The 25,370-nt window shown below is 66.5% G+C and carries 22 protein-coding genes and 1 tRNA gene; 5 read left to right on the top strand and 18 right to left on the bottom strand.

Features of this window, described 5'->3' with window-relative positions:
- Window positions 1-78: 78 nt before the first annotated feature.
- On the top strand, window positions 79-1,596 hold the full coding sequence (locus tag FRC98_RS03335) for a hypothetical protein (RefSeq protein ID WP_146979869.1): 1,518 nt from the start codon (window positions 79-81) through the stop codon (window positions 1,594-1,596).
- A 7-nt stretch (window positions 1,597-1,603) separates the two neighbouring features.
- On the opposite strand, the gene FRC98_RS03330 is transcribed toward FRC98_RS03335, so the two are convergent.
- From FRC98_RS03330 to FRC98_RS03315, 4 genes are read right to left on the bottom strand one after another with little or no spacing between them, the layout of a single operon-like run.
- Complete coding sequence (locus tag FRC98_RS03330; protein WP_146979868.1) at window positions 1,604-2,440, bottom strand: alpha/beta hydrolase; 837 nt, start codon at window positions 2,438-2,440, stop codon at window positions 1,604-1,606.
- Window positions 2,437-3,840 (bottom strand): LemA family protein, encoded by a 1,404-nt coding sequence (locus FRC98_RS03325; protein ID WP_146979867.1) that lies wholly within the window; start codon window positions 3,838-3,840, stop codon window positions 2,437-2,439. The genes FRC98_RS03330 and FRC98_RS03325 overlap by 4 nt, the downstream gene beginning before the upstream one ends.
- 60 nt (window positions 3,841-3,900) lie before the next feature.
- Entirely contained in the window at window positions 3,901-4,914 is a 1,014-nt protein-coding gene (locus FRC98_RS03320; protein ID WP_146979866.1) for an Lnb N-terminal periplasmic domain-containing protein, read from the bottom strand.
- Complete coding sequence (locus FRC98_RS03315) at window positions 4,914-5,642, bottom strand: DUF1963 domain-containing protein (RefSeq protein WP_146979865.1); 729 nt, start codon at window positions 5,640-5,642, stop codon at window positions 4,914-4,916. The genes FRC98_RS03320 and FRC98_RS03315 overlap by 1 nt, the downstream gene beginning before the upstream one ends.
- A gap of 204 nt (window positions 5,643-5,846) precedes the next feature.
- Here FRC98_RS03315 and FRC98_RS03310 point away from each other — a divergent pair, with 204 nt between their 5' ends.
- The 3 genes from FRC98_RS03310 to FRC98_RS03300 all read left to right on the top strand — a co-directional run bounded on the left by FRC98_RS03310 (window position 5,847) and on the right by FRC98_RS03300 (window position 10,178).
- Complete coding sequence (locus FRC98_RS03310) at window positions 5,847-6,929, top strand: hypothetical protein (RefSeq protein WP_146979864.1); 1,083 nt, start codon at window positions 5,847-5,849, stop codon at window positions 6,927-6,929.
- A 71-nt stretch (window positions 6,930-7,000) separates the two neighbouring features.
- Complete coding sequence (gene sppA / locus FRC98_RS03305) at window positions 7,001-9,568, top strand: signal peptide peptidase SppA (protein ID WP_146979863.1); 2,568 nt, start codon at window positions 7,001-7,003, stop codon at window positions 9,566-9,568.
- A 7-nt stretch (window positions 9,569-9,575) separates the two neighbouring features.
- The gene (locus FRC98_RS03300) at window positions 9,576-10,178 is read left to right on the top strand and encodes a MiaE family protein (RefSeq protein ID WP_146979862.1); all 603 of its coding nucleotides are present in this window, start codon (window positions 9,576-9,578) and stop codon (window positions 10,176-10,178) included.
- Window positions 10,179-10,274: 96 nt separating this feature from the next.
- On the opposite strand, the gene FRC98_RS03295 is transcribed toward FRC98_RS03300, so the two are convergent.
- The 10 genes from FRC98_RS03295 to FRC98_RS03250 all read right to left on the bottom strand — a co-directional run bounded on the left by FRC98_RS03295 (window position 10,275) and on the right by FRC98_RS03250 (window position 19,951).
- On the bottom strand, window positions 10,275-10,748 hold the full coding sequence (locus tag FRC98_RS03295; protein ID WP_146979861.1) for a hypothetical protein: 474 nt from the start codon (window positions 10,746-10,748) through the stop codon (window positions 10,275-10,277).
- Between the two features lie 193 nt (window positions 10,749-10,941).
- Window positions 10,942-11,025: transfer RNA gene (locus FRC98_RS03290), tRNA-Leu, on the bottom strand.
- 197 nt (window positions 11,026-11,222) lie between these two features.
- Complete coding sequence (locus FRC98_RS03285) at window positions 11,223-12,134, bottom strand: Clp protease/crotonase-like domain-containing protein (protein ID WP_146979860.1); 912 nt, start codon at window positions 12,132-12,134, stop codon at window positions 11,223-11,225.
- Complete coding sequence (locus tag FRC98_RS03280) at window positions 12,131-12,862, bottom strand: OmpA family protein (RefSeq protein WP_146979859.1); 732 nt, start codon at window positions 12,860-12,862, stop codon at window positions 12,131-12,133. The genes FRC98_RS03285 and FRC98_RS03280 overlap by 4 nt, the downstream gene beginning before the upstream one ends.
- On the bottom strand, window positions 12,850-14,235 hold the full coding sequence (locus FRC98_RS03275) for a DPP IV N-terminal domain-containing protein (RefSeq protein ID WP_230467222.1): 1,386 nt from the start codon (window positions 14,233-14,235) through the stop codon (window positions 12,850-12,852). Before FRC98_RS03275 ends, FRC98_RS03280 begins: the two co-directional genes overlap by 13 nt.
- Before the next feature lie 16 nt (window positions 14,236-14,251).
- The gene (locus tag FRC98_RS03270; protein WP_146979857.1) at window positions 14,252-15,103 is read right to left on the bottom strand and encodes a TonB C-terminal domain-containing protein; all 852 of its coding nucleotides are present in this window, start codon (window positions 15,101-15,103) and stop codon (window positions 14,252-14,254) included.
- Window positions 15,103-15,606 (bottom strand): biopolymer transporter ExbD, encoded by a 504-nt coding sequence (locus FRC98_RS03265; protein WP_146979856.1) that lies wholly within the window; start codon window positions 15,604-15,606, stop codon window positions 15,103-15,105. The genes FRC98_RS03270 and FRC98_RS03265 overlap by 1 nt, the downstream gene beginning before the upstream one ends.
- Window positions 15,607-15,627: 21 nt before the next feature.
- Window positions 15,628-16,359, bottom strand: a complete 732-nt coding sequence (gene tolQ, locus FRC98_RS03260; RefSeq protein ID WP_146979855.1) for a protein TolQ — start codon at window positions 16,357-16,359, stop codon at window positions 15,628-15,630.
- Between the two features lie 155 nt (window positions 16,360-16,514).
- Entirely contained in the window at window positions 16,515-17,747 is a 1,233-nt protein-coding gene (locus FRC98_RS03255; RefSeq protein ID WP_146979854.1) for a hypothetical protein, read from the bottom strand.
- A complete protein-coding gene (locus tag FRC98_RS03250) occupies window positions 17,744-19,951 on the bottom strand; it encodes a penicillin-binding protein activator (protein ID WP_146979853.1) in 2,208 nt (735 codons plus the stop codon). Before FRC98_RS03250 ends, FRC98_RS03255 begins: the two co-directional genes overlap by 4 nt.
- Before the next feature lie 152 nt (window positions 19,952-20,103).
- Here FRC98_RS03250 and FRC98_RS03245 point away from each other — a divergent pair, with 152 nt between their 5' ends.
- On the top strand, window positions 20,104-20,490 hold the full coding sequence (locus tag FRC98_RS03245) for a VOC family protein (RefSeq protein WP_146979852.1): 387 nt from the start codon (window positions 20,104-20,106) through the stop codon (window positions 20,488-20,490).
- An 8-nt stretch (window positions 20,491-20,498) separates the two neighbouring features.
- Here the strand turns inward: FRC98_RS03245 and FRC98_RS03240 are convergent, their stop codons facing one another.
- The 4 genes from FRC98_RS03240 to FRC98_RS03225 form a co-directional block, all read right to left on the bottom strand.
- A complete protein-coding gene (locus tag FRC98_RS03240; protein ID WP_146979851.1) occupies window positions 20,499-21,464 on the bottom strand; it encodes a dimethylarginine dimethylaminohydrolase family protein in 966 nt (321 codons plus the stop codon).
- Window positions 21,465-21,526: 62 nt separating this feature from the next.
- Window positions 21,527-23,002 carry an MATE family efflux transporter gene (locus FRC98_RS03235; protein ID WP_146979850.1) on the bottom strand — a complete coding sequence of 492 codons (1,476 nt, stop codon included), beginning with the start codon at window positions 23,000-23,002 and terminating at the stop codon, window positions 21,527-21,529.
- 203 nt (window positions 23,003-23,205) lie between these two features.
- Window positions 23,206-24,018 carry a tRNA 2-thiocytidine(32) synthetase TtcA gene (gene ttcA, locus FRC98_RS03230; RefSeq protein WP_146979849.1) on the bottom strand — a complete coding sequence of 271 codons (813 nt, stop codon included), beginning with the start codon at window positions 24,016-24,018 and terminating at the stop codon, window positions 23,206-23,208.
- Between the two features lie 90 nt (window positions 24,019-24,108).
- Complete coding sequence (locus FRC98_RS03225; RefSeq protein ID WP_146979848.1) at window positions 24,109-25,332, bottom strand: superantigen-like protein SSL4; 1,224 nt, start codon at window positions 25,330-25,332, stop codon at window positions 24,109-24,111.
- Between the last annotated feature and the right edge of the window lie 38 nt (window positions 25,333-25,370).

Below are 25,370 nucleotides of genomic sequence, written 5' to 3'. Positions count from 1 at the left end.
CAAAGATTCGGTCATTACCATCGCGTCATCGCGACCCGTTTCGCTGGATGCCCGTCTTCTTGCCGATGGAGCTTGCTTATGTTTGTGCGCCCCGCCCTTTGCCACGCCGCACCTCTTCGTTTGACCGCCGCGCTTTTTGCGGCCCTGCTCGCGTTGCCCCAGGCCTCCGCTCAAGAGGCCCCGGCTTCGGACGACGACGCGCTCCCGCAGCAAACGTCTCCCCCGGGTGATGATGTTGCCGAGGATGCGAATGCCGAAGACGTGATTGCCTCACGCGCCCGGGCCGAAGACTGCGAGCTCGTCGCCAGCCTGATGCTGGAACAAGGCCCGGTGCTGGCGTGTGCCGACCAACGCGTGCTCGTGGTGCGTGAGGGTTCGATGGAGGTACGCCGGGCGGCAGGTCCCATTGAGGCGCTATTGCCCGCTGAGGATGATGTCTGGGTGATCACACGGCGCCAGGAAGCGACGTTGCTCTCGGGCTTGCCCCTTCCCTCCGGCCCCACGACCTCGCCAGAAGGCCCGGCTGCGCCGCGCCCCTCCGCACCCTCGCCATCCACCCCGACGAGCGAGGTGGTCGCCACAGTTGTGGAGAGCCACCACGGCAGCGTCATCGTCGATATGGGCAGCGCGCAGGGGCTTCAGCCCGGGCAACACCTTGAGCTTTATGAGGTCAAGAGCGTGCGGCTGGGCGACACATCTGAGAGCACCGAGCGCGTGCGTACGCTGGCGATTGCGCCAATCCAGTCGCTCAGTGAGAACCGCGCCGAGCTCAACCTCGGTATCAATGAGCGGGTGCCCACCGGAGCGCTGGCCCGACCGACCCCACAGGAGTCGACCACCAGCCGGCTCACACCCCCTCGCCTCCCCGGGCTTGCGAGGCTGAGCTTTACGCTGCGCCCCTTTCTGGCGCTGGGTACGGTGGGCGCGGGCTCATTGAGCGAGGCGTCTGCCGCCTATCAGTTTGAGGGGCCGTGGACAGCCGAGCTGCTCATCGACCCGCTGGCGGTGGGCTTCTCGCGCGCGGCGAACCTGCTGGCGGTGATCGGCACGGCGATCATCTCGTACGACACGACGCCCTTTCAGGTTGGCATTGGTTTTGGCACGACCACCATCAACTCCACCGCTTACCAGAGCGGCGGCAGTGACACGGGCGGGTTCGGGGCGGAGCTGGGGTTTGCCATCTCCCAAAAGGTTCGCCTGGGGGCGCTCGACGGCATTCATGTTCAACTGGTCAACAACTTCTTTCTCTACGACGGCGCGTTTCGCTACGGGGGTACCGCCGGCGGTGCGCAGGTGCCGGCGGGCTCGATCGGCAAGTCGTCGTGGATCGTCGCGCGCGGGGGCGCGGGCTTTGCCGGCCACGCCTTTGGCGAGGTCGGTCTGAAGGTGCTGGCGCGCGGCAATGGCGACCACGGCTCGCTCTTCTTCGTGCCCACCGTCGGACTCGCACAACTTCGGGGCACCCGCGAGGTGGACTGCGGAAGCGGGCCCGAGTTGCCCTCCGGTGAGCCCGCCCCCACCGGCGATCAACGCTGCTATGTGGAGGTCAGCCAGGGCGGCCCGATGATCGGTTTTCAGATCGAGTGGCGTCCATGAGCGTCGCTTAAGGAGCAGGGCTTAGGGTGGGTACGAAGGCCGCGCCGCTCCCTCCATGTTGCGTGAGAAACGCAGCGAGCACTTCATGGTAGGGAGCGAACGCGGCCAGGTCGTTATGAGCGCCCCCTTCGATGAGGTGCAGCTCACTGCGTGCGCCGAGGACGTCGGCCAGGCGCTCGCTATGATGCGCGCCGATGAGCTCGTCGTTGCTGCCGTGAAGTAAGAGCACCGGCAAAGAGGTTGCTGCCAGATGATCCTCATTGGGGAAGCGAAAACGCAGGGTCAGTCGAGGGAGTGCCCAGGGCATCAGCTCGCGGCCCAGGGTCACCAGGCTGCTGAAGGGTGACTCCAGGATGAGCGCGCTTGCCTCAACCTCACTCGCCAACTTTGAGGCGATGCCGCTTCCGATGCTGCGGCCGTAAATCACAACATCGTCGGCGCGGTACCCCCGCTCGATCAGCCAGCGGTAGGCGGCGCGACCGTCTTCGTAGAGCCCCGCCTCGGTGATGCGACCGGTGCTCTTGCCGTAGCCGCGGTAGTCGATGACCAGCGTGTCGTAGCCGAGGGGGACCAGGTCGGAGGTGACATCTTTCCAGGTGCGCAGACTTCCGGCGTTGCCGTGAAGGTAGAGGATCACCCCTCGGCTGGCCTGCGCGCGGTGGAGCACGCCGCTGAGGTTTTCCCCATCTTCGGTGTTTATCTGCACCTCTTCTGCGCTCAGCGGCAGATCAAACTCAACGTCCTGCGGAAGACGCTCCGGGTAGAAGATCAGTCGGCTCTGCCAGCCCATCAGCATCGCTCCCAACGCCATGATCATCACTGCAAAGACTCCTGCACGTTTCATGCGCCGCGCTCCGGGCTCGTCGGCCGACGCTCGCGCTCATAAAGTGCCCGCCGCACGCCGAGCAGACGCGCCACGAGGTTGTCCGGCACGCGCTGCAGACGCGTATTAAAACGCTCGACCGAATCGTTGTAGAAGGCGCGCGCCCACGCCACCCGATCTTCGGTGGTGCGCAGCTCGTCCATCAAGCGCCCGTAGTGCTCGCTTGAGCGCAGCGCAGGATAGGCTTCCGCCAGGGCATCCACCTCCCGGGTAACCCCAACATCGCGCTCCGAGTGCCCTTTCGAGCGCCCGGGCTGCTCGCCATCGCCAGGTTGAGCATTCCGGCGCATTCGAGCGACCTGGCGCATCAGCTCGGCCTCCCGCGCCCCGTAGCCCCGGACAAGATTTGCGAGCGTTGCGATCAGGTGATGCCGCCGGGAAAGCTCCACCTCCAGCATCGACCAGGCCCTCTCGACGCGCTTTTGCAGCGCCACCAGCCCATCGAGCATCACCTTCAGGTAAAGCACGACCACGCAGGCAATGGCCAACATCATCAAAAGCCAGCGCGCGCTTGGGTCTTCTCCGATCAGGGGCCAGGTGTGCAGCAGAGTCAGATGCCCGGCGGCCATCCTGCCGCCCCACCAGAAACCCACCAGCGCCAGGGCGACGAGCACCAGAAACAAGGCCCAGCGGCCATAGGCGCTGGCAACCTTTGCCTCTCCGCGGGTCGTGATCACATAGTCGGGGGCCTGCCAGTCCCCCGGCCCGATGCGCAGGCGATCACCCGTGTCCACAAGCCTCGCCGGGCCGATGATGCTGACCTCCTCCCCCGGATAGATCACGCGCACCTCGCGGCGGCGAAGCCCCGTGCGCCCTCCGCGGCGCCTGGCACGGGAGCGCCTGCGAGCGCCCGGATAACCGACTTCGAAGACCTCCTGAAAGTCGACGCGGGTGTCCATGTGGGCGCCTCGTGGGTCGACCTCCACGCGGCCGGTCTCGTCCAAGAGCCAGAAGGTCGCGCGCGAGGTGCGGTGGCTGACCTCCTGCCACTCGTAGCGTACGCGGTTGTGGCGACGACGCCTACGGGTGGGCGGCGCATCTTCGACGATCGCGACCTGCTCTTCGACGCGCTCCGACCAGTACACGACCTGTGTGTCGGAGCCCGGGGCTTTCAATAACTCGTGGTCACGTTCGGCGCCCGCTTTGCCCCGGACGCGGCACATGCCCACGGTCAGCCCACCGCAGGTCGAGCGCGGCAGATCTTCGATAAGACGCTTTCGCGCGAGCGCCCGGTAGGCCAGAAAGAGCATCAGCCCCACGCCCATAAAGAGCCCGATGTCGGCCGGGGAGGCGCTCGCCAGCTGTACGCCCTGCCACACGTCGTCGATCAAGGTGACGTTTCGGATGAGGCTCACGTCCATGGTCGCTCCAGGTGAAAGGCGGTGTGCTGGCTTCGCCGGGATGATGACACGCGCATGAGCTTAAGGGGTGCTGCGGATCGCCCGGGAGAAGTTCGCATCAAGGGGCGCAGCGAGGGCCCGCTCGTTGATCAAGAATCGCTCACGTGCCTCGGCCACACTCACCCCCTCCGGGAGAAGATCGAGCTCGGCGATGAGCTCTTCGCTAAACCCGGGAAGCAGCACCCGGTAGTCCGGGGGAAGTTCCACCGCGTTGATCCGCTCATAATGCGCAGCGAGGTTGGAGGAGCAGGAGTTGAGCACGGTGTGGTACCAGCTCGGCTCTTTAGCCAGGGTCTCCAGGCGCTGAACCATGTCGACGAAAAAGGCGGCGGTCTTCTCCGGTCCGGCGTTCATGGGAATCACCCAGGTGGGATCTTTATGGACGCGCGTGCGCAGCCCCAGGGCGTCGCGCTCGTCGGCGGCCACATAAAAGAGCTCGTACTGACGAAACATCCCGCCGAGGGGATCATAGCTCTCACCCTCCTCACGACGCGCCTCAGCGGAGAGCACCACAAAGCGCTCGTCGCTAAACTCAAAACTCACCATCACATGCGCCACTCCGGGTACTCCGCCGAAGGTGGTGAGGATGAAGTAGGCCTGCTGAATCTCGTCGAGGTTGTAAGTTGCGTCGTACCAGCGGGCTTCCTCAACCTCTCCCTCCTCATCGTAGCGGAAGTCGCGCACATCGCGGATGGTCACCTCCCGGCCCTCAATGCTCGCCCGCGGGGCGCGCGAGACGTTCTCCTGCCAGTTGCGATCGGCTGCGGGGCGTTGCGCCCCATAAAAGATGCTCAGGAGCGCGGCGACCAACGCCACGAGCAGGCCGCCGCGCTTGATGCCCAGCATCACCGGCCAGGCGACCATCGCCCCCCCTACCGCAAGTCCCAGCCCCAGCCGCATCGGGCTGAGCTCACCGCCAGCGCCGCCGGCGTAGGTCAGCACGCCGAGTGCGAGCAGCGCCAGGGGTAGCATCAAGAGCGCCATTGCCCAGCGCATCCAGCGCGGCTCTTCGGCCGGTGTCGTCGTCTTGCTCATCAATAGCAGGCCCAGGCAAAGGTCAGCACGTCGGGGTGGTTCGGACAGCAGGTCAGGTGTCCGGCGCCCATGTCACCGAACATGTAGGGGAGGTTGTCTTCGGAGTCGATCTGCAAGACCACCTCCATCTGCGCGTCGCATTGAGGGCAGTTGGGGTACTCGACGCCCTGGACCCAGGCCGGCCAGCCGCCGAGTTTGTCGCCGGTGGCCGGGCGCTCGGCCTCTTCGAGCGCCTGCTCCTCCTCGGGGCTGATCTCATGACCCATCTGGTAGAGTTCTTCGTAGCCGGGGACGTCATCCTCGATGGGCTCCCAGCTCTCGATGCGACGAGGGGCGAAAGGCTCCGCAGGCCCGGAAGCGTTGAGGTTGGTGGGGCCGGTGGGGTCGTCGATGCGGCGAGCCATCACGCTGCGGGCGAAGGGGAAGAAAGCCTGGCATTCCACCTCGCAGAGCGGGTCGCTGCTGGTGCAGTAAAAGAGTTGCAAGAGGCCGCTCTTCCCCACGCGCTGCTGCTCGGGTTGAGGCAACGTAGCGAGGTTGAGCTGAACAAAGAGCTGCTGAGGCTTGTTGCAGTTGGGGCATGTAGGCCAGGCTTCATCCGCTTTGAGCCAGGGCCGACCGCTGAACTTACTCGCCAGGAGATCGCCATCGCCCTCGGCGGTGCGCGGTCGGTAGGCGGTGCGGCGATGGGTCAGGAGCGTGGGCGGCAGAGCGCGTGCGGTCGTCATAATGCCTCGTCGGTGTGGTGGAGGGTGTCGAAGATCAAAGGTCCGCTCGTCATCGGTAGCCCCCACATCCTATGCCCACCTCGCCGCCGCACACAAACCGGTGCCCGGCTTTACACCCCTACTCGCCAGACCTAGTGTGAGGCGACAGCGACATGTTCGAGCCCCACCCTTTCTAAGCCTGACGCTCGATGAAGGAGCCCTGTGATGATGAAGAACCTTTCTGTGATGATGCGCTCGGCGCTGACCCTGGGTGTGAGCGCGCTGGTGTTGCTGGCGACGGTGCCCGCCTTTGCGATGGGCGATCTTCTGGAGACGCTGCCCGGCGGTCACGACGCGGTGATGGCGGTCGACTTCGATGAGACCCGCGACTCGCCATTTTTCCGCTCGGCGCTGGGGTGGATGCGCTCGCACCCGGCGGTGGGTCCGGCGCTACAGGCGGTGGAGGAGACGCTGCAGATCGAGATCGAGAAGGATCTCGATGAGCTTGTGATTCTCTCGGATACCCCGCCCTTAAACATGGCGATGCTCGGGGGTGGTGCCAACCCGATGGACCCGTCGAGCCTGGATTTGAGCTCGGTGCGAGGGTCGGTGCTGGCGGCGCGCGGGGATTTTGAGGCGGCCAAAGTGCTGGAGGGTGTGCGTGCCCGCAACTCGGATGCCGCGGCGCTGAGCGTGGGGGAGCGCGCCGGGGTGCGCACCGCGCAGATCGATGTGGTCACCCTCTCAGAGAAGGCGGTGCTGGTGCTCACCGGCCAACGCGACTACCGCGATGAGGTGCTCGCGCGGCTGGAGCGCGGTGAGCTGCTGAGCGCACGCTACACCGGGGCGTTGACGAAGTTGGGTGAGGCGCCCGGGGTGGTGATGATGATCCAGCCGAACTACGAAGGGGGGGCCGGCGATGCGAGCTTTGCGGCGCTGAGCGTGCGCCTGAAGGCGCGGGTGCTCGCTTCGATGGTGATGACGATGCGCGACGATGAGCGCGCTCGCCAGTCCGCCCAGGACATCGCTGCGGCCCGCGAGCAGGCGCTGAGCAATCCGCTGGTGGCGATGTTCGGGCTTGCGCCCGCCGCGCAGAATCTGGCGGTGCGCCAGCAGGCCGCCGATCTGTTTGTGACCACCTCCATGACCAATGATGAGGCGCAGATCCTCATCGACCAGGTCATGCGTATCGTCCAGACCTCCGGCGAGTTGGAGCAGGGAGCGAGCCCGGCGGCACCGGCGGCGTCGCCCTCAAAGGCCGCCCCGGCGCCGGTGCCGGAAGATGGTGTGGAAGCTGATTTTAACTGATCGATCGGCGCGCCACATGCTGAGGTGTGCGCGAGGGTCGCTGCCCGTGTTTTGATGCAAGGATTTCACCCATGATCTCCCCTCGCCAGTGCGTCGCGCTCTCTCTGGTAGCGCTTACGTTCGCCATCCCCGCCACACTCTCTGCGCAGCCCTCCCCCAGCCAGGGGGTGGCGGTGCCCGACAGCTCCCTGACCACCCAGGCCGACAGCGCGAGCCTGGAGACCAACCCGGCCGGCCTGGGTTTTGTGCGCGGCTCGGAGCTGGGCTACCGCTACCTCATTCCCTCCGACACCTTTGACGATGTGCTGGGCTCGGGCCATGCCACGAGTTTTGCGCTGGGCAATGGCTATGTGGGGCTGGGCGGCCAGGTGCAGTGGCTCAAGCGGCCGGAGCTGGGGCCGGAGCTGGGCAGCTACCGAAAGTACACTCTGGGGGCGGCCGTCGCGATGCCGCGCTTCTTCAGTGTGGGCCTGGGCGTCAACATGTTCGGGAGCCGCAGCAGCGAGCGCCTCAACGACCTGACCACGCTGGATGTGGGCATGCAATGGCGGGTTGGTGAGCACCTGGGGCTGGGGATGATGGTCCGCGATGCGATGCCCGCCTACCTGCAGGAAGACAGCGCGCTGCCGATGCGACTGGGCCTGGGGATGGCGCTGCGCGGCTTCGACGGGCGCCTGATCTTCGACACCGAGCTCTACCACGTCCGCGGTGCTCGCCTCGTCTCGGTGGAACCTCGGGTGATGGGTGAGGTTTACCCCGGGTTGCGCCTCTTTGCGCGCAGCGCGATTTCGCTGGATACCGAACGCGAGCATGAACCGCGCATCGTGGCGATGAGCGCCGGGGCCGAGATGAGCCTGGGGCTTCTGGGCACCTCGGTGGCGGCCCTGCTGAGCAAAGATGCGGAGAGCGCCGACGTGGCGTTTAACGCGCTCAACGGCCGGGTGTGGATGGGCAATCAGCGCCGGCGCTCGGTGGTCGGATCGTCGCGGCGGTGGGTGCGTCTGGACCTGGATAACTCCATTGCCGAGCAGGCCGTCTCGCAGCTCTTCGGTCCCTCGACGCGCAGCTTCCTGAACCTGATGCAAGACATCGACGCCATCACGCAGGATCCCACGGTGGCCGGGGTGATTCTGGGCGTGGGCAACTTCAACCTGGGGTATGGCCAGCTCTGGGAGCTGCATCAGGCCTTCCAGCGACTTCATGAGGCGGGCAAACACAGCGTGGCGCTGATGAGCTCGACGACCACCGCCGGCATCTACGCTGCCTCTGCGGCGCGCGAGGTGTGGATGCTGCCGGCCACGCCTTATGCGCCCACCGGGCTGCAGGCCGAGTTGACCAGCTACCAGGGACTTCTGGAGAACATGGGCGTGGAGGCGGAGTTCGTGCGCATCGGCGCGTATAAGTCGGCGCCGGAGGCCTTTGTGAACGCCATGCCCTCCGAAGAAGCCAGGGAGCAGACCGGGGAGTATGTCGAGGCGATCTACGATGAGCTCACAAGCCGCATCGCGCTGCGTCGGGGGCTTGAGGCCGAGGCGTTTAAAGCGATCGTCGATAACGCCCCGCTGCTTCCGGATGAGGCCCTGGACCGTGGTCTGGTCGATGCGCTGGTCTACGACGATGAGCTTCCCGAGCGCATGCGCGATCTTTTTGGCTCCGGCGTTCGCGTCGATCGGGGCTACCAGCCGGTGACCATCGATGATGAGGCCTGGGGGCTGCGTCCGGAGATCGCCGTGGTCTACATCGACGGCGCGATCATCGACGGTGGGTCGGGTCGTTCGCCGCTGGGAGGCAGCGTGATGACGGGGGCGGCCAGCGTCAACGCCACGCTGCGCCAGCTGGCGAGCGATGCGCGGGTGAAGGCGGTGGTGCTGCGCATCGACAGCCCCGGGGGTAGCGCCCTGGCCAGCGATTTGATCTACCGGGAGGTGCGGGCGCTCGCACGCACCAAGCCTGTGATCGCCTCGATGGGCAACGTAGCTGCCAGCGGCGGGTATTACGTGGCCGCCGGCGCCGACGAGATCTTTGCCACGCCGAACACCCTGACCGGCTCGGTCGGGATCTTCGCCGGTAAGTTTAACTTCGAGCAGCTCGCGGGGCGCCTGGGTATGAGCTCGACGCCGATTCAACGCGGGGAGCGTGCCGGTATGTTCTCGCTCTGGCGAGGCTGGAGCGAGGAGGAGCTCGAAGGGGTCAGTGAGACCATGAGCTACCTCTACCAGCTCTTCCTGACGCAGGCCTCGGCAGGGAGGCCCCTGAGCGCCGATGAGCTCGACAAGGTGGCCCGCGGGCGCGTATGGACGGGTACGTCGGCGCGCGAGGCCAAGCTCGTCGATACCATCGGCGGCATCCTCGATGCGGTGCGCCGCGCCGAGGAGCTGGCCGGCCTGAGCCCCGACCGCGCCGAGGTGACCACCTACGGTGGTATGAGTGGGCTGCCCGCCCCCCAGGGATTTCGCGCCTGGCTGGGAGCGTTTATCGCGGCTGAGCCCGCCGTCAACGCGCCGCGCCTGCTCGATCATCTGCCGCAGGGCGCGCTGCGTCGCTCGCTGGAGACGATCGAGGCACAGGCGCTCTGGCCCCTCTACTTTGAGCAAGGGCAGACGTTGATGCTGCCTGCCCACCCCCTGCACCTTCATTGAGACGCTTATGAACGCCCCGCTCTCCCGACAGATGCTCAACCTGGCTCAACCCACCGATGACGGGTGGTACGAGCGGGTACGCGAGCATCTCGACCTTATCCTGATCGACCACGCCCACCTGGAGAAGCGCGCCGCGTCGACGGCGCTGAGCATGATCTTCCGCTACACCGGGCGCGCGGGCCTGGCGCGGCAGCTCAGCGCGGTGGTGCAGGAGGAGATGGACCACTTCTCGCGGATGCTCGACGTGCTGGAGGCCCGCGGTGTGGAGCTTGTGCGCCTGGAGCCTGCCCCCTACGCCTCGAAGCTCGTGAAGGCGATACGATCGGAGGAGCCCTACATGTTTATGGATAAGTTGCTGGTGGCGGGGCTCATTGAAGCGCGCAGCTGTGAGCGCTTCGCCATCCTCAGCGAAAACGTGGAGGACCCGGAGCTTGCAGCCTTCTACCGCGAGCTCTTTGAGACCGAGGCGATGCATTACACCCTCTACACCAACCTGGCCCGCGACCACTTCTCACGCGAGGAGGTCAAGGCGCGCCTGCAGGAGCTGGCGGTGGTGGAGGTTGAGGCGTTGCGCGCCGGGGGCGATATCCCGCGCTTGCATTCCTACTGAGGCCAGGCGGCGCTCAGGTTGCAGGTACGAAAAAGGCCGCGTCCCCCAAAAGGGGCGCGGCCTTTTTACGATCGGAAGGCCTGAAGGCCTCGGAGCTTACCGGGCCTGGCCGGCCTTGTAGACGGCGGCAGCCTGGGTGGCGAAGACGGTGAAGGTCGCGTCATTCAACGCGCCGCGCAGCTGCATGTACGCCGGGGCCTCATTCTCCACGACGAGCTCGCCGGTGAGCACATGCCCGTTGTTGAGCACGATCTGGTCGAGGGCGTCGATGCCCGCGGGCTGCGATCCATCTTTCCAGTTCACCGAGCTGACCTGAGAGGTCGGCACGGTGCGGATTTCACCAAAGCGCTCGACGGTGTAGAAGTCGGCGTTGATGGCGACGACGTTGCCCTGAATCTCCTGCCCGCTGGTCAGCTCCAGGACGTCGGTGGAGACCGCGTCGCAGGAGGGACAGACCGAGCTGACGTCGCTCCAGTCCCGGAAGCTGTAGTCCTGGGCCGAAGCCGTTGCGGCAACCATGAAGACCGTCAGGGCTACCAACGAAAACAGCGCGCCACGCACGTGCGACATAACTCTCTCCTTGACCATACAAGTTTGGCGTTGCTTCCAGCAGTAGTCAGGGTCTTACCACCGCGGGCGAAGCCAGGCAAGCCCACGACCTGTGGACCTCGGTGCTCGAACGTGGACCGGGCCGAAGGTCGGGCGGTGAACCAAGCGCAGAAAAGCCCCTCAACGCGCGGGCGTTGAGGGGCTTTCTTGATGATACCGGAGGCGGGACTTGAACCCGCACGATCTCTCGATCAACGGATTTTGAATCCGCCGCGTCTACCGATTCCGCCACTCCGGCGAGCCTTGCGCCCGAGTCGGGCGAAGTGCGCTGTTATGTAGAGCAGACCGGTGCAACCCGCAAGGCCGTTCTTCAGTTTTCGTGAGGAGATTGCCCGTAGAGGGCGAGGCAGGTTGCATCCGCTTGTTAAGGAATTTAAGGGTTTGTAGGGGAATATGCAAGCGAAAAGGTTCGTGTCGCAGAGAGGCCGATGCGCTTTATGTTCCGTGGGGATTCAACCAGCGGCCCTGGAGGCGCGGAGAGTCGGGATCGGGGCTTCCGGTATCAAGCACATAAAGATCGCGCAGCGAGGCGCTGGCCAGGAGCGCGCCGGCGACGTCTTCGGCCGGGGCAAACTCGACCTCGTCGGCCCAGTCGGTGGAGCGCTCGAAGCGGGCGCGCGGGGTATCAAAGAGGCCGTGGGTGTCGCGGGCGGCGCGGATGAGGTGTTCGAGAAGTTCCGCCAGTTCGGGGGAAGCGACTTCGGCGCGGGCACCGGCGCGGGTAAGCCCCCCGAGGTCGGCGACGCCCTCCTCTCCCAGACGCTCCAGGGAGGTCGCGGCGACGAGCTCCGGGCTGATCTGGCGGGCGCTGACCTGACGGGCGAGCGCCAGGCGAACCTCGGCACGGTAGCGCTGCTGGTTGGCGACGGTGCTCAGGGTCTGGGTGGCCTGCTCCCCAAAGATGGCGGGGTCGGTGAGCTCGGGCAGGTGCTCAAGCAGGTTCGCCGTCCAGGGGACGCGCTCCAGCACACACATGCCGCGATCGCAGGCTCCGAGCCCGGCGGCCGGGTGCAGCACGATTCGCTCAGCGCCGAGCGCCAGCACGCTGGCCATGCCGCTGACTTCGTGGGGGACCAAGACCGTGAGACTCACGTCGAGATGGCGGAGCGTGCGCAGCAGGGTCTCGGCGAAGGCGACGTGGCCCCCGCGCGCCAGGATCACGAGAGCGGCGTCGGTGAAGGGGGCCTCGCGGTAGCGGCGGAGCACCTGCGTAGCCAGGCGCCCGCCCGCCTCTTCATCGAGGTCAACCGCGTACTCGCCGCGCCAGCTGGCGAGCGCCACGAAGGTGGGACACGCCAGGAGCGTCTCGATCTGCTCGATGCTCGCTTTGAAGTCGCGGGCGCTCATCGGGGCAAAAACTCCACGCGACGGTTGCGGGCGAAGTCATCCTCGGATTGCCCGAACGCCACCGGCTTCTCCTCGCCATAGGAGAGGGTCGAGAGGCGCTCAGCCTCAATGCCGCGCTGCACCAGATAGTCGCGCACAAAGCGGGCGCGACGCTCGCCGAGGGCGACGTTGAACTCGGAGGTGCCGCGTTCGTCGGTGTGGCCTTCGAGCAGGATGGTGGCGTCGGGGTTCTGGCGAAGCCAGCGCAGGTTGGTTTCCAGAGCCTGGCGAGAGGTCTCGGAGATCTCGGCGCTGTTGTAGGGGAAGAGCACCGTGGTGAGCTTGAGGTCTTCTTCGGGGGTCTCTTGCTCGACCTCGGTGGGTTGAGTCTGGGTGCCGCCTTCGGCGGCGCGGCGGGCGGCCTCCAGGCGACGCTGGCAGTCTTCCCAGGTCTCATCGGCCTGCTCTTGTGCCTCGCGGGCAAGGCGTTCGGCGGCGCGGGCCTTGCGCTCGGCGGCCTCATACTCCTCAGCCGCCACATGCGCCCTGGCCTCTTCCAGCAAGGCCTCCGCCGCCGCGAACTTCTCGCCGGCGCAGTCTTTGCGACCTTCGGCGGCCAGTACGGCGGCCTCGGCGGCGTCGAGGGCCTCCTGGGGAGGTTTGGGGCAGGCGCTGAGAAGGAGCGTGAGCGCGATGAGGATCGGGGTCTTCGACCAGAAGCTCGAGCGGCGGTGGTTTAGCGTTCCCATGCGGCCTCCTCATATCCCGAGCCTTCTTCGGTGAGCAGTTTCTGGAAGAGGCCGTCGGCGCTCATCAGCCAGAGGCGCTTGCCCTGCCCTCCACGGTCGCTGGTGAAGACGATGTAGCGACCATCGGGGCTGTAGCTGGGCTCGAAGTTGTTGCCCTGATCCTGGGTGAGACGCTCGATGTTGCCCTGCAGGTCGACGGCGAAGATGTCGTAGTGGTTACGCTCATCGCGTCCGCTGAAGACGATGCGGTCACCGCGCGGCGACCACTCCGGGGTGGTGTTGTAGGTGCCCTGGAAGGTGAGGCGACGCTGCTCGGAGCCGTCGGCGTTCATCACGTAGATGTGGGCGCCGCCGGAGCGCCCGGAGACGAAGGCGATGCGGCTGCAATCGGGGCTCCAGGTCGGGGAGACGTCGATGGCCCAGTGGTCGGTGAGCCGCTGGACGACGGAGCCGTCTTCGGGGCTGATGAGGTAGACGTCGGTGTTGTCGCCCCCCAGTGAGAGGGTGAGCGCGAGCTTGCCGCCGCAGGAGGCGGCGCCGCTGTTCTGGCCGCTGCGGCTGGAGAGTTTGGAGACGCGGCCGCCGCGCCAGACCCAGAGGTCGGGGTTCTGATCCTGGTAGCTCGTGAAGTAGACCGCGCCGCCGGGGCCGAAGGAGGGGAGCAGGTTGATGGCGTTGTTGCGGGTGATGCGCTGCACGCCGCTGCCGTCGATGTTCATCACGTAGATGTGCTTGGCGCCGGAGCGGGTGCGCTGCGAGTAGGCGATGCGCGAGCCGAAGAAACCGGGCTGGCCGGTGTAGTGCTCAATGACGGCGTTGATAAAGGCGTTGACTTCCTTCTGGACGTCGTCGGGGCTGAGCGTGCTGGCGGACCAGTTCAGGGAGACCTGGCGGCCCTGGTCGACGGAGAAGAGGCGCAGGTCGAGGGCGATCTGGTCGCCTTCGGCGCGCACCGTGCTTTTGACGAGGCCCTGGGCACCGACGTTCATCCAGTTGGAGAAGTTGATGTCGGCGGCGGCCACGCCCTCATTGTGGGTGTCGAAGAAGAAGCTATCGACGGGGAGCACGCGGAAGTAGCCGGCCAGGTCGAGGTTGCGGCGAAGGGTCTGCTCGACCTGATCGGCGATGGTGCCGTCGGCGCCGGCCAGGGCCTGCGTGTCGGGGACGGCCATGGGCAGGAGGGTACGGCGGGCCGAGCCGCTGACCTCGACCTCAATGCCCGAGATGTCGCCCTGGGTGGCGCTGTCGCCGGCGGCAGGAGCATCTTGAGCGCCGGCGTAGAGCGGCGTCAGCAAGAGGCCGATCCCGAAGAGCACAGAGGCAGCCCGGCCGAAGCGGCGGTGGCGAGTGGTAGGCGCGAAAGGTCGCATCATCATTCCCTCGTGGAGGTCATCGTGCGGTGGAGTCCCACCGCGTCAGCAAGAGCCCCTCGCGGAGCACCTCGCGTCGAACATCTTCGTGGTCGGGCAGCGGGAGCGTGCGGCCGCCGTACTGAACGTGGAACTGGCGGATGGCGCGGTCGATGCTCGCGTCAAACTGCTCGTTTCCGCTGCGGGCGCGAAAGGTGTGGCTGACGATCTTGCCGCCTTCGGAGAGGCGTACAAAGACGCGCACGCTGCCGGCGAGTTGGGCGAGGTCGGCGTCGCCCAGGGTGGTGGGGACGGTCCAGGCGCGCAGGAGCTCCTGGAGGAGGCGAGCCTGGTAGGTGCCCATCATGTTGGCCATGGCGGCGTCGGAGACGGTGCCGCCGACCACACCATCGGCGCTGCCCTCGGGGGCATCGTCGTTGTAGGGGCGGTCGGGGTTGCTCAGGGCACTGAGCGCGGCCTTGCGGCGGCGCTCGCGCTCTTCCTGCTCCCGACGTTCAGCCTCTTCGGCGCGTTCTCGCTCTTGTTGCTCTTCGCGCTCGCGTTCCACTTCCAGGTTAACCTGGTTTTCTTCGGGCGGGGCAGCCTCGGGGTCGGGCACGACGACCGAGTCGTCGGGTGCGGGAGGCGGAGGCTCGGGGTTGGCCATGCGGGGCAAGGCCGCTTCGGGGCGCTCTTCACCCAGAGCCAGAAGTTCCACGCGCTCGAAGACCATCTCGAGTTTCTCGGGCTCTTCGGGCGTGAGGTTGGCGGCCCACCAGACGCTCAAGGCGATGAGGCCGTGGAGCGCCAGGGTCAGCGCGATGCCGGCGCCGATCTCGACCGGTCCCCCACTCTGAACCTGTCGGGTTGTGTGGGATTGAATCGACTTCATCACTCGGGCTCGGCCTGTCGGTACTCGGGGTTGGTCACCATGCCTACGTTGGAGACGCCAGCGAGACGGATGCGATTCATTGAGCCGACGACGAAGCCGTAGGGGATGTCCGGATGCCCGAGCAGGAAGAGGCGCCCGTCGTCCTGGAGCTTCTGGTTTGAAGCGATCTTGGTCTGCAGCTCCTCGAAGCAGGGCTCGAAGCGGTCGGAGGGGCCACCTTCGAGGGCTGCGCTGCAGTCGACGATCATCGTCTCACCGATGAATATCTGCAGGGAGTCGTTGATCTCGAGGATGATCTGGTCGGTCTGGTCGATGTTCGCCAGGCTCTCGTTGTCGCGCGTTACCGGCAGGTCCATCTCCACCTCGCGCTTCTCATCGTCTTGCTCGATGAGGGGGGTGGCGATCATGAAGATAACGAGGAGCACGAGCATGACGTCGACCATGGGGGTGACGTTGATCTCGGCGAGGACGGTTCCCCCACCCGATGATGAGCTCATAGCCATGGGCTATCCCTGGGACGCGGATTACTTGAAGAAGTGGCGCTTGACGATGTTGAGGAAGTCCGAGGAGAAGTTGTCCATCTCCCCGCCCAAGACTTTGATCTTATTGACAAAGAGGTTGTAGGCGACGACGGCCGGGATGGCGGCGAAGAGGCCCATGGCGGTGACGATGAGCGCTTCGGCGATGGGCTGACCGACGACGTCGATGCCTGCGGCGCCTTCGGCGCTGATGTTGAGGAAGGCGACCATGATGCCCCAGACCGTGCCGAGGAGGCCGATGAAGGGTGAGGTCGAGCCTACGGTGGCGAGGAAGGGGACGAGCTTCTCAAGCTCGGTCATCTCGGTGCGGGAGGCGCGACGCAGGGAGCGCTCGACGTTCTCGATGTCTCCGAGCTGTTGGCGCATGGATTCGGCGCCGGCGCCCTCGGTGCTTCCCTTGAGCTTGGAGAGCTCGATGTAGCCTGCCTTAAAGACACGGCTGACCGGGGCGCGGGGGAACTCCTCGGAGGACTGGTAGATGGCGTCGAGGCGTTTGGATTGCCAGAAGACGTCCATGAAGTCCTGAGACTCGGCCTGGGCGCGGCGGAAGTAGAGAGCCTTGTAGCCGATGATGTACCAGGAGATGACGCTGAGCACCGCCAGGAGGACCAGGATGGCGGTGACGACGGCGTCGGCGTCCATCACGATCTCGATGACGCTGACCTGAGAGCCGGCGGCTTCAGCAAGAAGGGGCGACGACAGGAGGTTTGCGAGCATGCGACGCTCCTCGCGAACAGATAGGTTGCGGAAGTGGTGGGGCACCCGACGCGGCCGAAGTCGAAGAGGTACAGGTGCCAACTACAGGGGTATCCGAGGTATCACGAGCGCCGGAGCACTGGCAACGCGCTTGAAAGCGTGTACCGCCCGGGGCTTTATTCCCCCAGCCAGAAGGCCAGCCCGGCGCCGGCGCTGACGCCGTCGCCAAAGGCGGCGAAGAAGCGCAGGTCGAGGCGGCGGGCGCTTCGGTAGAGGATATGAAAGACGGGCACGCCAATGCGGGAGTTGGAGGTGAGCATCCAGTCGCCCTGCCCTCGCTCCAGGGCGGCCAGGAAGCGCAGCTCCTCGGTGAGGTTGAGGCCAAGCTCGACTTTCAGGGGTACGCCCCACCCTCCCCATCGCCAGCCCTCGGTGCCGGTGGCCCCGGCGCTTCCCGGGGCAAAGCGGAAGGTGCGCACGGCCACACCGGCCTCGGCGGTGAGGGTCATCTGATCGAGGTGAGGAAAGAGCCTCCCGAGGTTGATGGAGCCCACGGCGCTGAGCGCGACGCGGGCGCGCTCGTAAGGAAGATCGAGGCGGTACTGAATGATCCCGCCCTGCAGGGCGACGCCCACGCTGGTCTGGGCGGCCGCGGCCACCCAGGGTCGCCACACCCCGCGCAGTTGGTAGTCGGACATGCCCAGGCCAAGCTCCTGGGCGACGCGCAGGTCGAGGTCATAGGCGCGTCGGCGCCAGTAGGCCTGGGCTGCGGCGACGTGGCGGAGGCTCAAATTCTCGGGGCGGATGTACTCGTAGCCCAGGTGCAGGCCCAGGCCGTGGTCGCGGCGAGTGGAGGTGGGGACGCCGAGTTTATCATGGTAGGCGGTGCCCAGGACATCGATGAGCCAGGAGCTTCCCAGGGTGGCGATGCCGAGGAAGAGGAGCTCGTTGCTGAACTGGTCGAGCTGGGGGTTGCCCGTAGGGCGAAGTTTGAGGACGGCGCCGCCAGCGATGGTGGTGAGGCCCACGAGCTCGGCGCCGGCCAGGAAGTAGGCGGTGGAGGGCTCTTGGAGGTGCCAGTGTCCGACCCCGTGGAGGACGAGACCGGCGCTCGCTGCCAGGAGCGTAGCGTGGGCTCGGCGGCGCTGCTCCACGGTGCTGACGAACTCAAAGCCCCGGGCCTCGAGCTCCTCGCGGGTGCGACCATCGAGGGAGCGCCCACGCTCCGCTTCGGGTGCAATGGCGTCGGCCGGGGCCTCCTGCGCGTCGTCGCGCTGCGCGGCCGCTGCGGACGGCGGAGGAGGCGCGGACTCCTGGGCGGACAGGGGCAAAGGGCTGGCGGTCAGCGCCAGCATCACGACGCCCACCCCCGCCAGGAGGCTTGCAGCGCGGCGTGAAGCCAGCGTCACGGCGAGCTCCCGTCGTCGTCGGTGATCGCGGCGGCGGGACGATGGAGGGGGGTCATGATGCTGCGTTCATAGGCTGCCCATTCGCCGGACTTCACCTGGAGCATGCGCAGCTCCCGGATAGGTTCGCCGCGCTCGTCGAAGCGGTAGCGTCCGGTGGCGCCGCCTGCCCACTCGTTTCCGCGAAGGGAGCTGACAAGGGTCTGGGTGCGCCCGGCGCCCCGCTCCACCATCAGCTCGCGCAGGCGTTTGACCGAGTCGTAGGCGAAGGCCTCGAAGTAGTCGGCGCCGCGCTCGTAGACGGCCTCAAAGCCGGCGCTGAACTGGCGGGTGTCGGCGTCGTCAAAGGTCGAGGAGTACCAGGCGGGGATGAGCGCGCCTTCCACGTAGCTTGCAGCCTGGCGGGTGACGATGGGGTCCTGCCAGAGGCTGGTGCCCAGGTAATGCACGTAGGTGCGCTGGGCGCGGGCGCCGGGGCGCTTATCGGGGGCGTGGCCCCAGATGTTTTCCTGAGCCATGAAGGCGCTGAGCTGAGCGATCTTGCTGCCGGAGTCGGGGATGAAGAGCGCGTCGGGGTTGGCGCGGGCGACGGCTTTGGCGGTGTCGACGAAGTTGGAGCTGGAGCGATCGTAGGCGACCTCGGCGACGATCTGACCGCCCCGGGCGCGGAACTCATCGGCGAAGGCCTGCGCCATCACGCGTCCGTAGCCCATGTCGGGGTAGACGACGGCGGCGCGGCGATCGTGAAGTTGCTCAAAGGAGAGCGTGGCCATCGCGCGCGCCTCGGAGGTGGCGCTGAGGAAGTTGCGGAAGAGCAAGGAGGTGCGCTCGTCGTCGCCGCCCTCGATGGCCTCGGGGGCGAGTGCGATCATGGGCACACCGGCGTCGGCGGCAGGCTCGCGAAGTTCAGCGGCGATGCGGCCGTCAAGGGGGCCGACAACAGCGAGCACGCCGAGATCCACCAGGCGCTGGAGGGCGGCGGCCGGGTCGGCGGCGCTGTCTTCAATGACCAGCGTGACGGCAGGCTCCCCGGCGACGTGAAAGGATTGCTGGGCGATGAGCATGCCGGAGAGTGCGCGGTAGCCCACGGCGCGGTTAGGTCCGCTTAAGGGCAGCAGCGCGCCAACGACGAGTCGGCGGGCCTCGCTTAAGGAGGCGATGGTCATGGAGAGCTCGGCGGCGCGGCTGGCCACGCCCATCTCCAGGAAGTAAGGGGCGTTCTCGTTGAAGATCTCCAGGAGGGCTTCCTGCTCGCGCTCGTCGATGCCCTGACGGGCCTCCCGGCGCACGTAAGCCCAGGTGGCCAGGGCGCGCACGAAGGGGCGTTCGGCGTTGAGGAGCTCGGCGGCCTGGCGATCCTCCAGGGCGTCTGCAGCGTCGAAGGCCCGGGCCACGGCCATGACCTGGCCCGGGGTGAGCGACTGACCGTCACCGAACTCGACGTCTTCGCTGCCGTCGGCGTAGGCCTGGATCTGCGCGTTGTCGGCGTCGTCGGCGGAGGGCTGGTCGTTGCCGGGAGCGTCGCCGGGGGCCTGTTCAGAGCCGGAGGCGCGCTGGTCGGGTGCGGGCTTTGGTCGAAGGGCCTCGAAGGTGCGGGCCCAGGCTTCGATGGCTTCGGCGGGGCGATCGGCCTGCTGAAGCCCCTCGGCGATGAGGGGCCAGATCCAGGGGCGGTCTTTTTCGAGGATGGCCGGGCTCATGGAGGGGCCCGGGTAAGATCGTAAGGTTGAGGCGGACTGCGCCGCCTGCGCGTTGAGGGCCTGGCTCAGCGCCAGGTAGGCGGCTGCACCGAAACGCACGCGTTCATCGACCGTGGTGGCCGAGGCCAGCGGTGCCAGCAGGCGTTCGACCTCGGGGGAGAGGGCCTGCCACTGGCCGGTCTCCATGGCCTTGAACCGAGCGTCGATGTCGCCAATGAGGGCGCGGGCGATGTAGAGTTCGGCCATCTGGGCGATGCGATCGTCAGCATTCTCAGCCTGCAAAAGACGCAGGCGCTCAGCCGCCTGGTCATACTCGCCGGCGTTGAGAAGGGCGACGGCGTCTTCAAACTCCGCCTGCACCTCGGGAGACTGAGCCACGATGGGCGGCTCCTGCTCAAGCGTCGTGCTGCTGCGGGTGGTCTTGCAGCCGGCGGCGCTGAGGAGCAACGCGCAGAGCGCCAGGGCCAGGCCACGGGTCGGCTTTCGGAAAGGTTGCACCTTGATCATCACTTGCTCACCGTCATCACCGCTGATGCGTGGCGAAACCTTCGCCGCGCTACGTCAGGTTCCGATGTACCACAGGGAGGGGAAAGCTCGAAATTCTTCCCGTCGTCGCGGTGCTATGCCACGCTCGCGATCATCCATTGAGAGGAGGAGCTATGAGCCGTGGACTTCATCATATTGCCCTGGGGGCGCGTCAGGTCGAAGAAGTGGCGCGATTTTACCGCGAGGCCTTCGGGCTGCGGGAGTTGACGCGCCATGCTTATGAGGATGGGGCGCTTCGCTCAATCTGGCTCGATCTCAACCCGGGGGTGCTGATGGTGGAGCATAGCCGCGAGGAGCGACCCAGGGTTGAGGGCGTGGAGGCCGGGCCTTTTTTGCTGGCGTTTGCGATGGAGGCCGAGGAGCGGGCGTCGATGCGCGGCCGGCTGGAGGCGATGGGGTGTGAGGTGGAAGAGGAGAGCGCGTTTACGCTCTATGCCCGCGACCCGGAGGGGAATCGGGTCGCGGTGAGTCATTATCCCTGCCCTGCCCCCCCGGGTTGAGATGCGGTTCAGCGGATGCGGCCGCGGCGTCGGCGCAGGCTGTTGATGTGGCGGGCGTGGCGGAAGGCGCTCTGCTCTTCGGTGAGGCCGGCTTCGGCCGGGTCACAGACGCCCAGGTTGAAGACCATGCACTTGGGCCCGCCGCCGCCTTTGCCGAAGAACTCGGAGACGTCGATCTCAATGACCTCAACACCGAGCTTCTCGATGGCCTTCTGGGTCTTCTTGCGGACGCCGGCCGGGACGAAGAGAAGGCGGCGCTCGTCGGCTTCGACGTAGAAGGAGTTTCCGAGGAAGGCTTTGGCGTCTTTTTCTTCGATCTCGACGAGACGATCGCCCAGGACCTCTTTGATGCGCTCGCGGGAGACGGGCTCGAGGGCGTCGAGGTAGACGAGCACGTGGTCGCCCAGGTCACAGATGGCGGTGTCGCCGTGGTAGTAGCGCTCGTCGCTTAAAGTAAGCGAGACGACGTCTTCGTTGAGCAGGCCGCTCTCGAGCCAGTCGCCGACCTCGGAGTCGGAGCGGAAGCCGTGGGTGAAGATCCAGGTCTGGTCATCGCCCTTGAGAACGGGGAAGGCGTCGGCCTCCCCTTCCCAGCGCCATTGCTCGGGGATGTCGCTGACCTGCAGGCCGAAGTTGGTGAAGAAGTCGGCGAAGCGCTCGGTCTCCCCCATGCGGTGCTCGACCATGAAGTGGCTGGGGAAGAAGGTCTTCTGAGGGGAAGGCTTCCGGTCGCGCAGCCCGTAGATGAAGCCGGCGTTGGCGGTGAAGACCATACCGGTGAGCTCGGGGGTGGCGTCGATGACGTAGACGTCGAGGCCGCACTCCAGGAGCTGGTCGACGTAGGTATTCCACTGCTCCAGCGCGACGGTGGGGTCGACCTCTTTGAGGGATTTATCCTTGTTGCGCGTGTGGGGGTTCGCGCCGCCTTTGATCGCAAAATGGCGTGGGTGCGCCATCAATACCGCTGGTTTCATCAACTACCTCTGCCCGGTGCTGTGTGGTGGTCAGTGATGTTCAAACATTGCGCGCCCTTCTATCACATTCGCACGCTGCGCGCACCACGGACGCGGGTGGTGGCCTGGGAGCGTTTCAGGGCCCTCCAGCGGGCGCTCAAGATCAGGGCGTAGGTAACGGCTTTGAGGACCGAGGTCAGGCCAATGGTCCAGACGAGCGCCGCGAAGGGGCCAACGACGGCGGGGGCGTCGGCGGCGCCCAGGGTCACCCAGCGCACGCCGTCGATGAGGCCTTCGAGGCCAAAGAGCAGCCCGGCGGCCAGGGGGATGCGCAGGAGGTTGTAGCCGCCGGAGACCGCCAGGGCCGTGCGGGACTGCCCTGCCCCAACCATGGCGCCAAACATCGACATCTCAAAGCCCACCGCCCACATCACCCAGCCGATGTAATAGACGTAGATCATCGCGTAGCGCAGGGTGTCGAGGTCGTCGGTGACCATGCGCGAGAGGGGCTCGGGGAAGAGGATGAAGATCAGGCCGACGAGCTGGCAGCAGAGGGCGCTGAGGCCGGCGCTGATCCAGGCGCCTCCCCAGGCGCGGTCCATTTTACCGGCGCCGACGTTCTGGCCGACGATGGAGATGCTGGCGGTGAGGAATCCGCTGCCGAAGGCAAAGCCGATCCACTCAATGCCCCTTAAGCCCGCGCCCAGGCCGCCCTGGGCCGCCGAGCCCAGTTCGCCGGCCATGCGGTTGAGCATAAGGTAGACGCCGCCGTAGATGAGGCCGGATAGGGCTTCGAAGATGCCGATGGCGGCCATCTGGCGGGAGAGGTCGAGGTCGGGGCGCCAGGCGATGAGGCCGCGGACGCCGGCCATCGGGTCGAAGTCGAGGTCGCCGCGTAAGATCATCCAGAGGCCGACGATGCCGGGAAGGCCGCGGCTTAAGGCAGTGGCGAGCGCAGCGCCTTCGATGCCCATGGCCGGGATGGGGCCCCAGCCCAGCACTAAGATGAAGTTGAGGACGATGTTGACCAGGAGACTTCCGATCTCCAGGAAGAGGGGCGTGCGGGTGTCGCCGCAGGCGCGGAAGACCCCGACGACGACGAGCATCAAGGCGAAGGTAGGGGTGGCCCAGTAGATGATGCGCAGGTAGTCGGCCACGTGGATGCCGACCTCAGGGGTGACGTTGGCCAGGCTCACAAACCATGGCATCGCCCAGACGCCCGCCACCGCGATGAGCAGAGAGAGGCCCATCGTGGTGGTGACCGCGCTGCGAAAAAGCGCACCGATGCGCTCGGGCTTGCGCGCGCCGAAAGCCTGGGCGATGAGCGCGGTGGCGCCGACGGGGAAGACCTTGATGAAGGTGAAGTGCAGAATGAGCAGCGCGAAGCAGGCCGAGAGCGCGGCGGTGGCCGCGGCGTCGCCCAACATGCCCACGAAGACAAAGTCGTTGAAGGCGTAGAAGTTGGCGAGGATGGCCTGCAGTACGGCCGGCCAGGCCAGCTGGGCGGAGCGGCCGGCCAGGCTGCCTTCGGTGGTGTCGACGGTGGAGGCGCGTGCCATCGGGGTACCTCAAAGCCCATTGCGGGCTCAGCGATCGTCAGGGGCGATGTGGGCCGCCGACGACCGATACAAAGGAGGGGGGCGCGTAGAAACACTCGCCCGAGGCGGAAGGAGCGGTCGCTGCGGAGGTCTCGCGCAGCGACGCGAAGGTGAGCAGGGCCGGGCCGTCGACGAGGGTCGAGGTCGGCGAGGCCTGAAGGTGATTAGAAGAGCTCCGGCTCCACGGCACAAGCGCCGGCGAGCACTGGGGCGGCGGCGTCTTCGGCCAGGGAGCGGAGGTCGTTGTCGAGGAGGTGGCTGGGTTTGACGTTGCCCATGGCCGCGATAAGGCTGTGGCGCACGTGCGGGATGGTCGTCTCCAGGTCGTTGAGGAGACGTTTGACGAACTTGCGTTTGCCCTCGACGGAGCCGCAGAGGTTGCAGGGGATGATGGGGAAGCCGCGCAGCGCGGCGTAGGTGGCGATCTCGTCTTCTGCCGCCAGGATCAGGGGGCGGATGACCTGGAAACGGCCGTCGTCGGTGGTGAAACGGGCGGGCATGCCCTGGGTTCGGCCGCTGTAGAAGAGGTTGAGGAGCAGCGTCTCGATGCTGTCGTCGCGGTGGTGGCCCAGGGCGATTTTGTTGCAGCCCAGGGCTTCGGCGCGGCGGTAGATGATGCCGCGACGCATGCGGCTGCAGAGTGAGCAGGGAGTGGCGTCGGGGGCCAACTTCTCCTGGACGACCGAGTAGGTGTCCTCCTCGCAGATCTCGAAGGGAAGTGGCTGCTCTTCGAGGTAGGCGCGGAGCACGCCCTCGGGGTAGCCGGGCTGCTTCTGGTCGAGGTGAAAGGCGGTGAGTTTGAGCTCGAAGGGGCTGACGCGCTGCAGCTCCAGGAGCATGTCGAGGAGCGTGTAGGAGTCTTTGCCCCCGGAGAGGCAGACCAGGATGTGGTCGCCGTCTTCGAAGATGCCGTAGTTCTTAGCCGCGGTCTTCACCTTCCCCAGAAGGCGCTGACGAAGTCGATCCAACTCGCCCATACTCACCTCACGGTGCCCGGAAACACTGCCGCCGAGGTCTATACTCTGAGCGGCGGCGGTGCTCAACCCGGATTGTGGGGAAGGTGAGGCTCATCGCGAGCGGGGATGGTTGGGGACGGCGTGGGCCGGGCGGATGATCTGGTGGGAGGGTTGTGTGTCTGTGCCGGTGTCGGGGGTGAGCGTCTGGAGGTGCGCCTCCCAGCCCGGGGCGTCGTTGCGAGGGACAACCTCCAGGGGGGTGAGGGGGAGTGAGGGCGGAAGTCGGGCGGCGTCGGAGGTGGCGACGAAGTGGTGGGTGAGGATGATGGAGAGCGGCGGTCCACCACCGGTGGCGCGGGCGGAGGCGTCTTCCCAGCGGTTGCCGGGGGTCGAGGGTTCGTCGGGTAGCGCGCCCTGCCCTTCGCTGGTGATGACGGGGCCTGCGGGCAGGCCCAGGGCCGCCAGGGATGTGGGGGTGAGGGTGTCTTGCCAGGAATCTTCGACGAGGTAGATGACCAGGTAGCCGCGGCGGGCATAGTAGGCGGCCAGCTCGCGAGCCCCCGGGGTGAGTGTGGGTGGGGGCTGTGGGGCGGCGTCGGTGGTTGCGGGTGCCGGGGGTGTTTCGTCGGTGGGAGTGACGGTGGATGGCGAGGCTGTTGCGGGAGAGGCGGCGGCGTCAACGGCCGGGGGTGATTGTGCTTCGGGAGGCGCCTGGGGTTGGGAGGCGGGTTGTAAGGTGTCTGCATGCAGGATGGCGGAGGCCGAGATGGCGACGGCGCGGACTTCGGGGGCGACGATCCAGATGTTGCCCGTGGCGAAGGTCTGGTCGCCGACGACCTGAACGGCGTAGGTGTAGCGTCCGCGGGATGGCCGGTGGGTCATGGGCCATGCGAGGCGGCCATCGGCGTCGGTGCGCAGGTGGCCTATCTGCTCCCAGCCTCGCTCGCAACTTCCCCAGAAGATCCGGGCCCACTCCCCCTGGAGGGGTTGATCTGCGTAGGAGAGGCGAGCGTGGAGGGTGAGGGGTTGGCCGGTGGTGATGATCTGGTCGGGGGCGATGTGGGTCGGGGTGTGGTTCTGGGCCAGTCGCTCGGAGGCGGCGCTGATCCAGGGGCCGGTGCGGGCGGGTTGAAAGTCGGAGGAGGGGCAGCGCTGCACGAAGCGCATGTCGGTGGAGGGGGGGCGGATCTCTTCGACCAGGGGCATCAAGGGGCGCTGTGGGGGGCGCCAGTCGGTCTGACTGGCGCAGCCTGGTGCGCTGAGGGCGATGAGTATGAGTGCGATGAAGGCGACGTGACGAGGCGTCGGGCGCAGTTCTCCCGGTGTGATGTTCATGGTGTTCCCCCCTGAATGTTGGATGCTCCATGAGGAAA

It is taken from the genome of Lujinxingia vulgaris (genome assembly GCF_007997015.1).
In the GTDB taxonomy this organism is placed as follows: Bacteria; Myxococcota_A; Bradymonadia; order Bradymonadales; family Bradymonadaceae; genus Lujinxingia; species Lujinxingia vulgaris.
The sequence above is the reverse complement of the archived record's forward strand: the minus strand, read 5'-3'. Positions and strand labels throughout refer to the sequence as shown.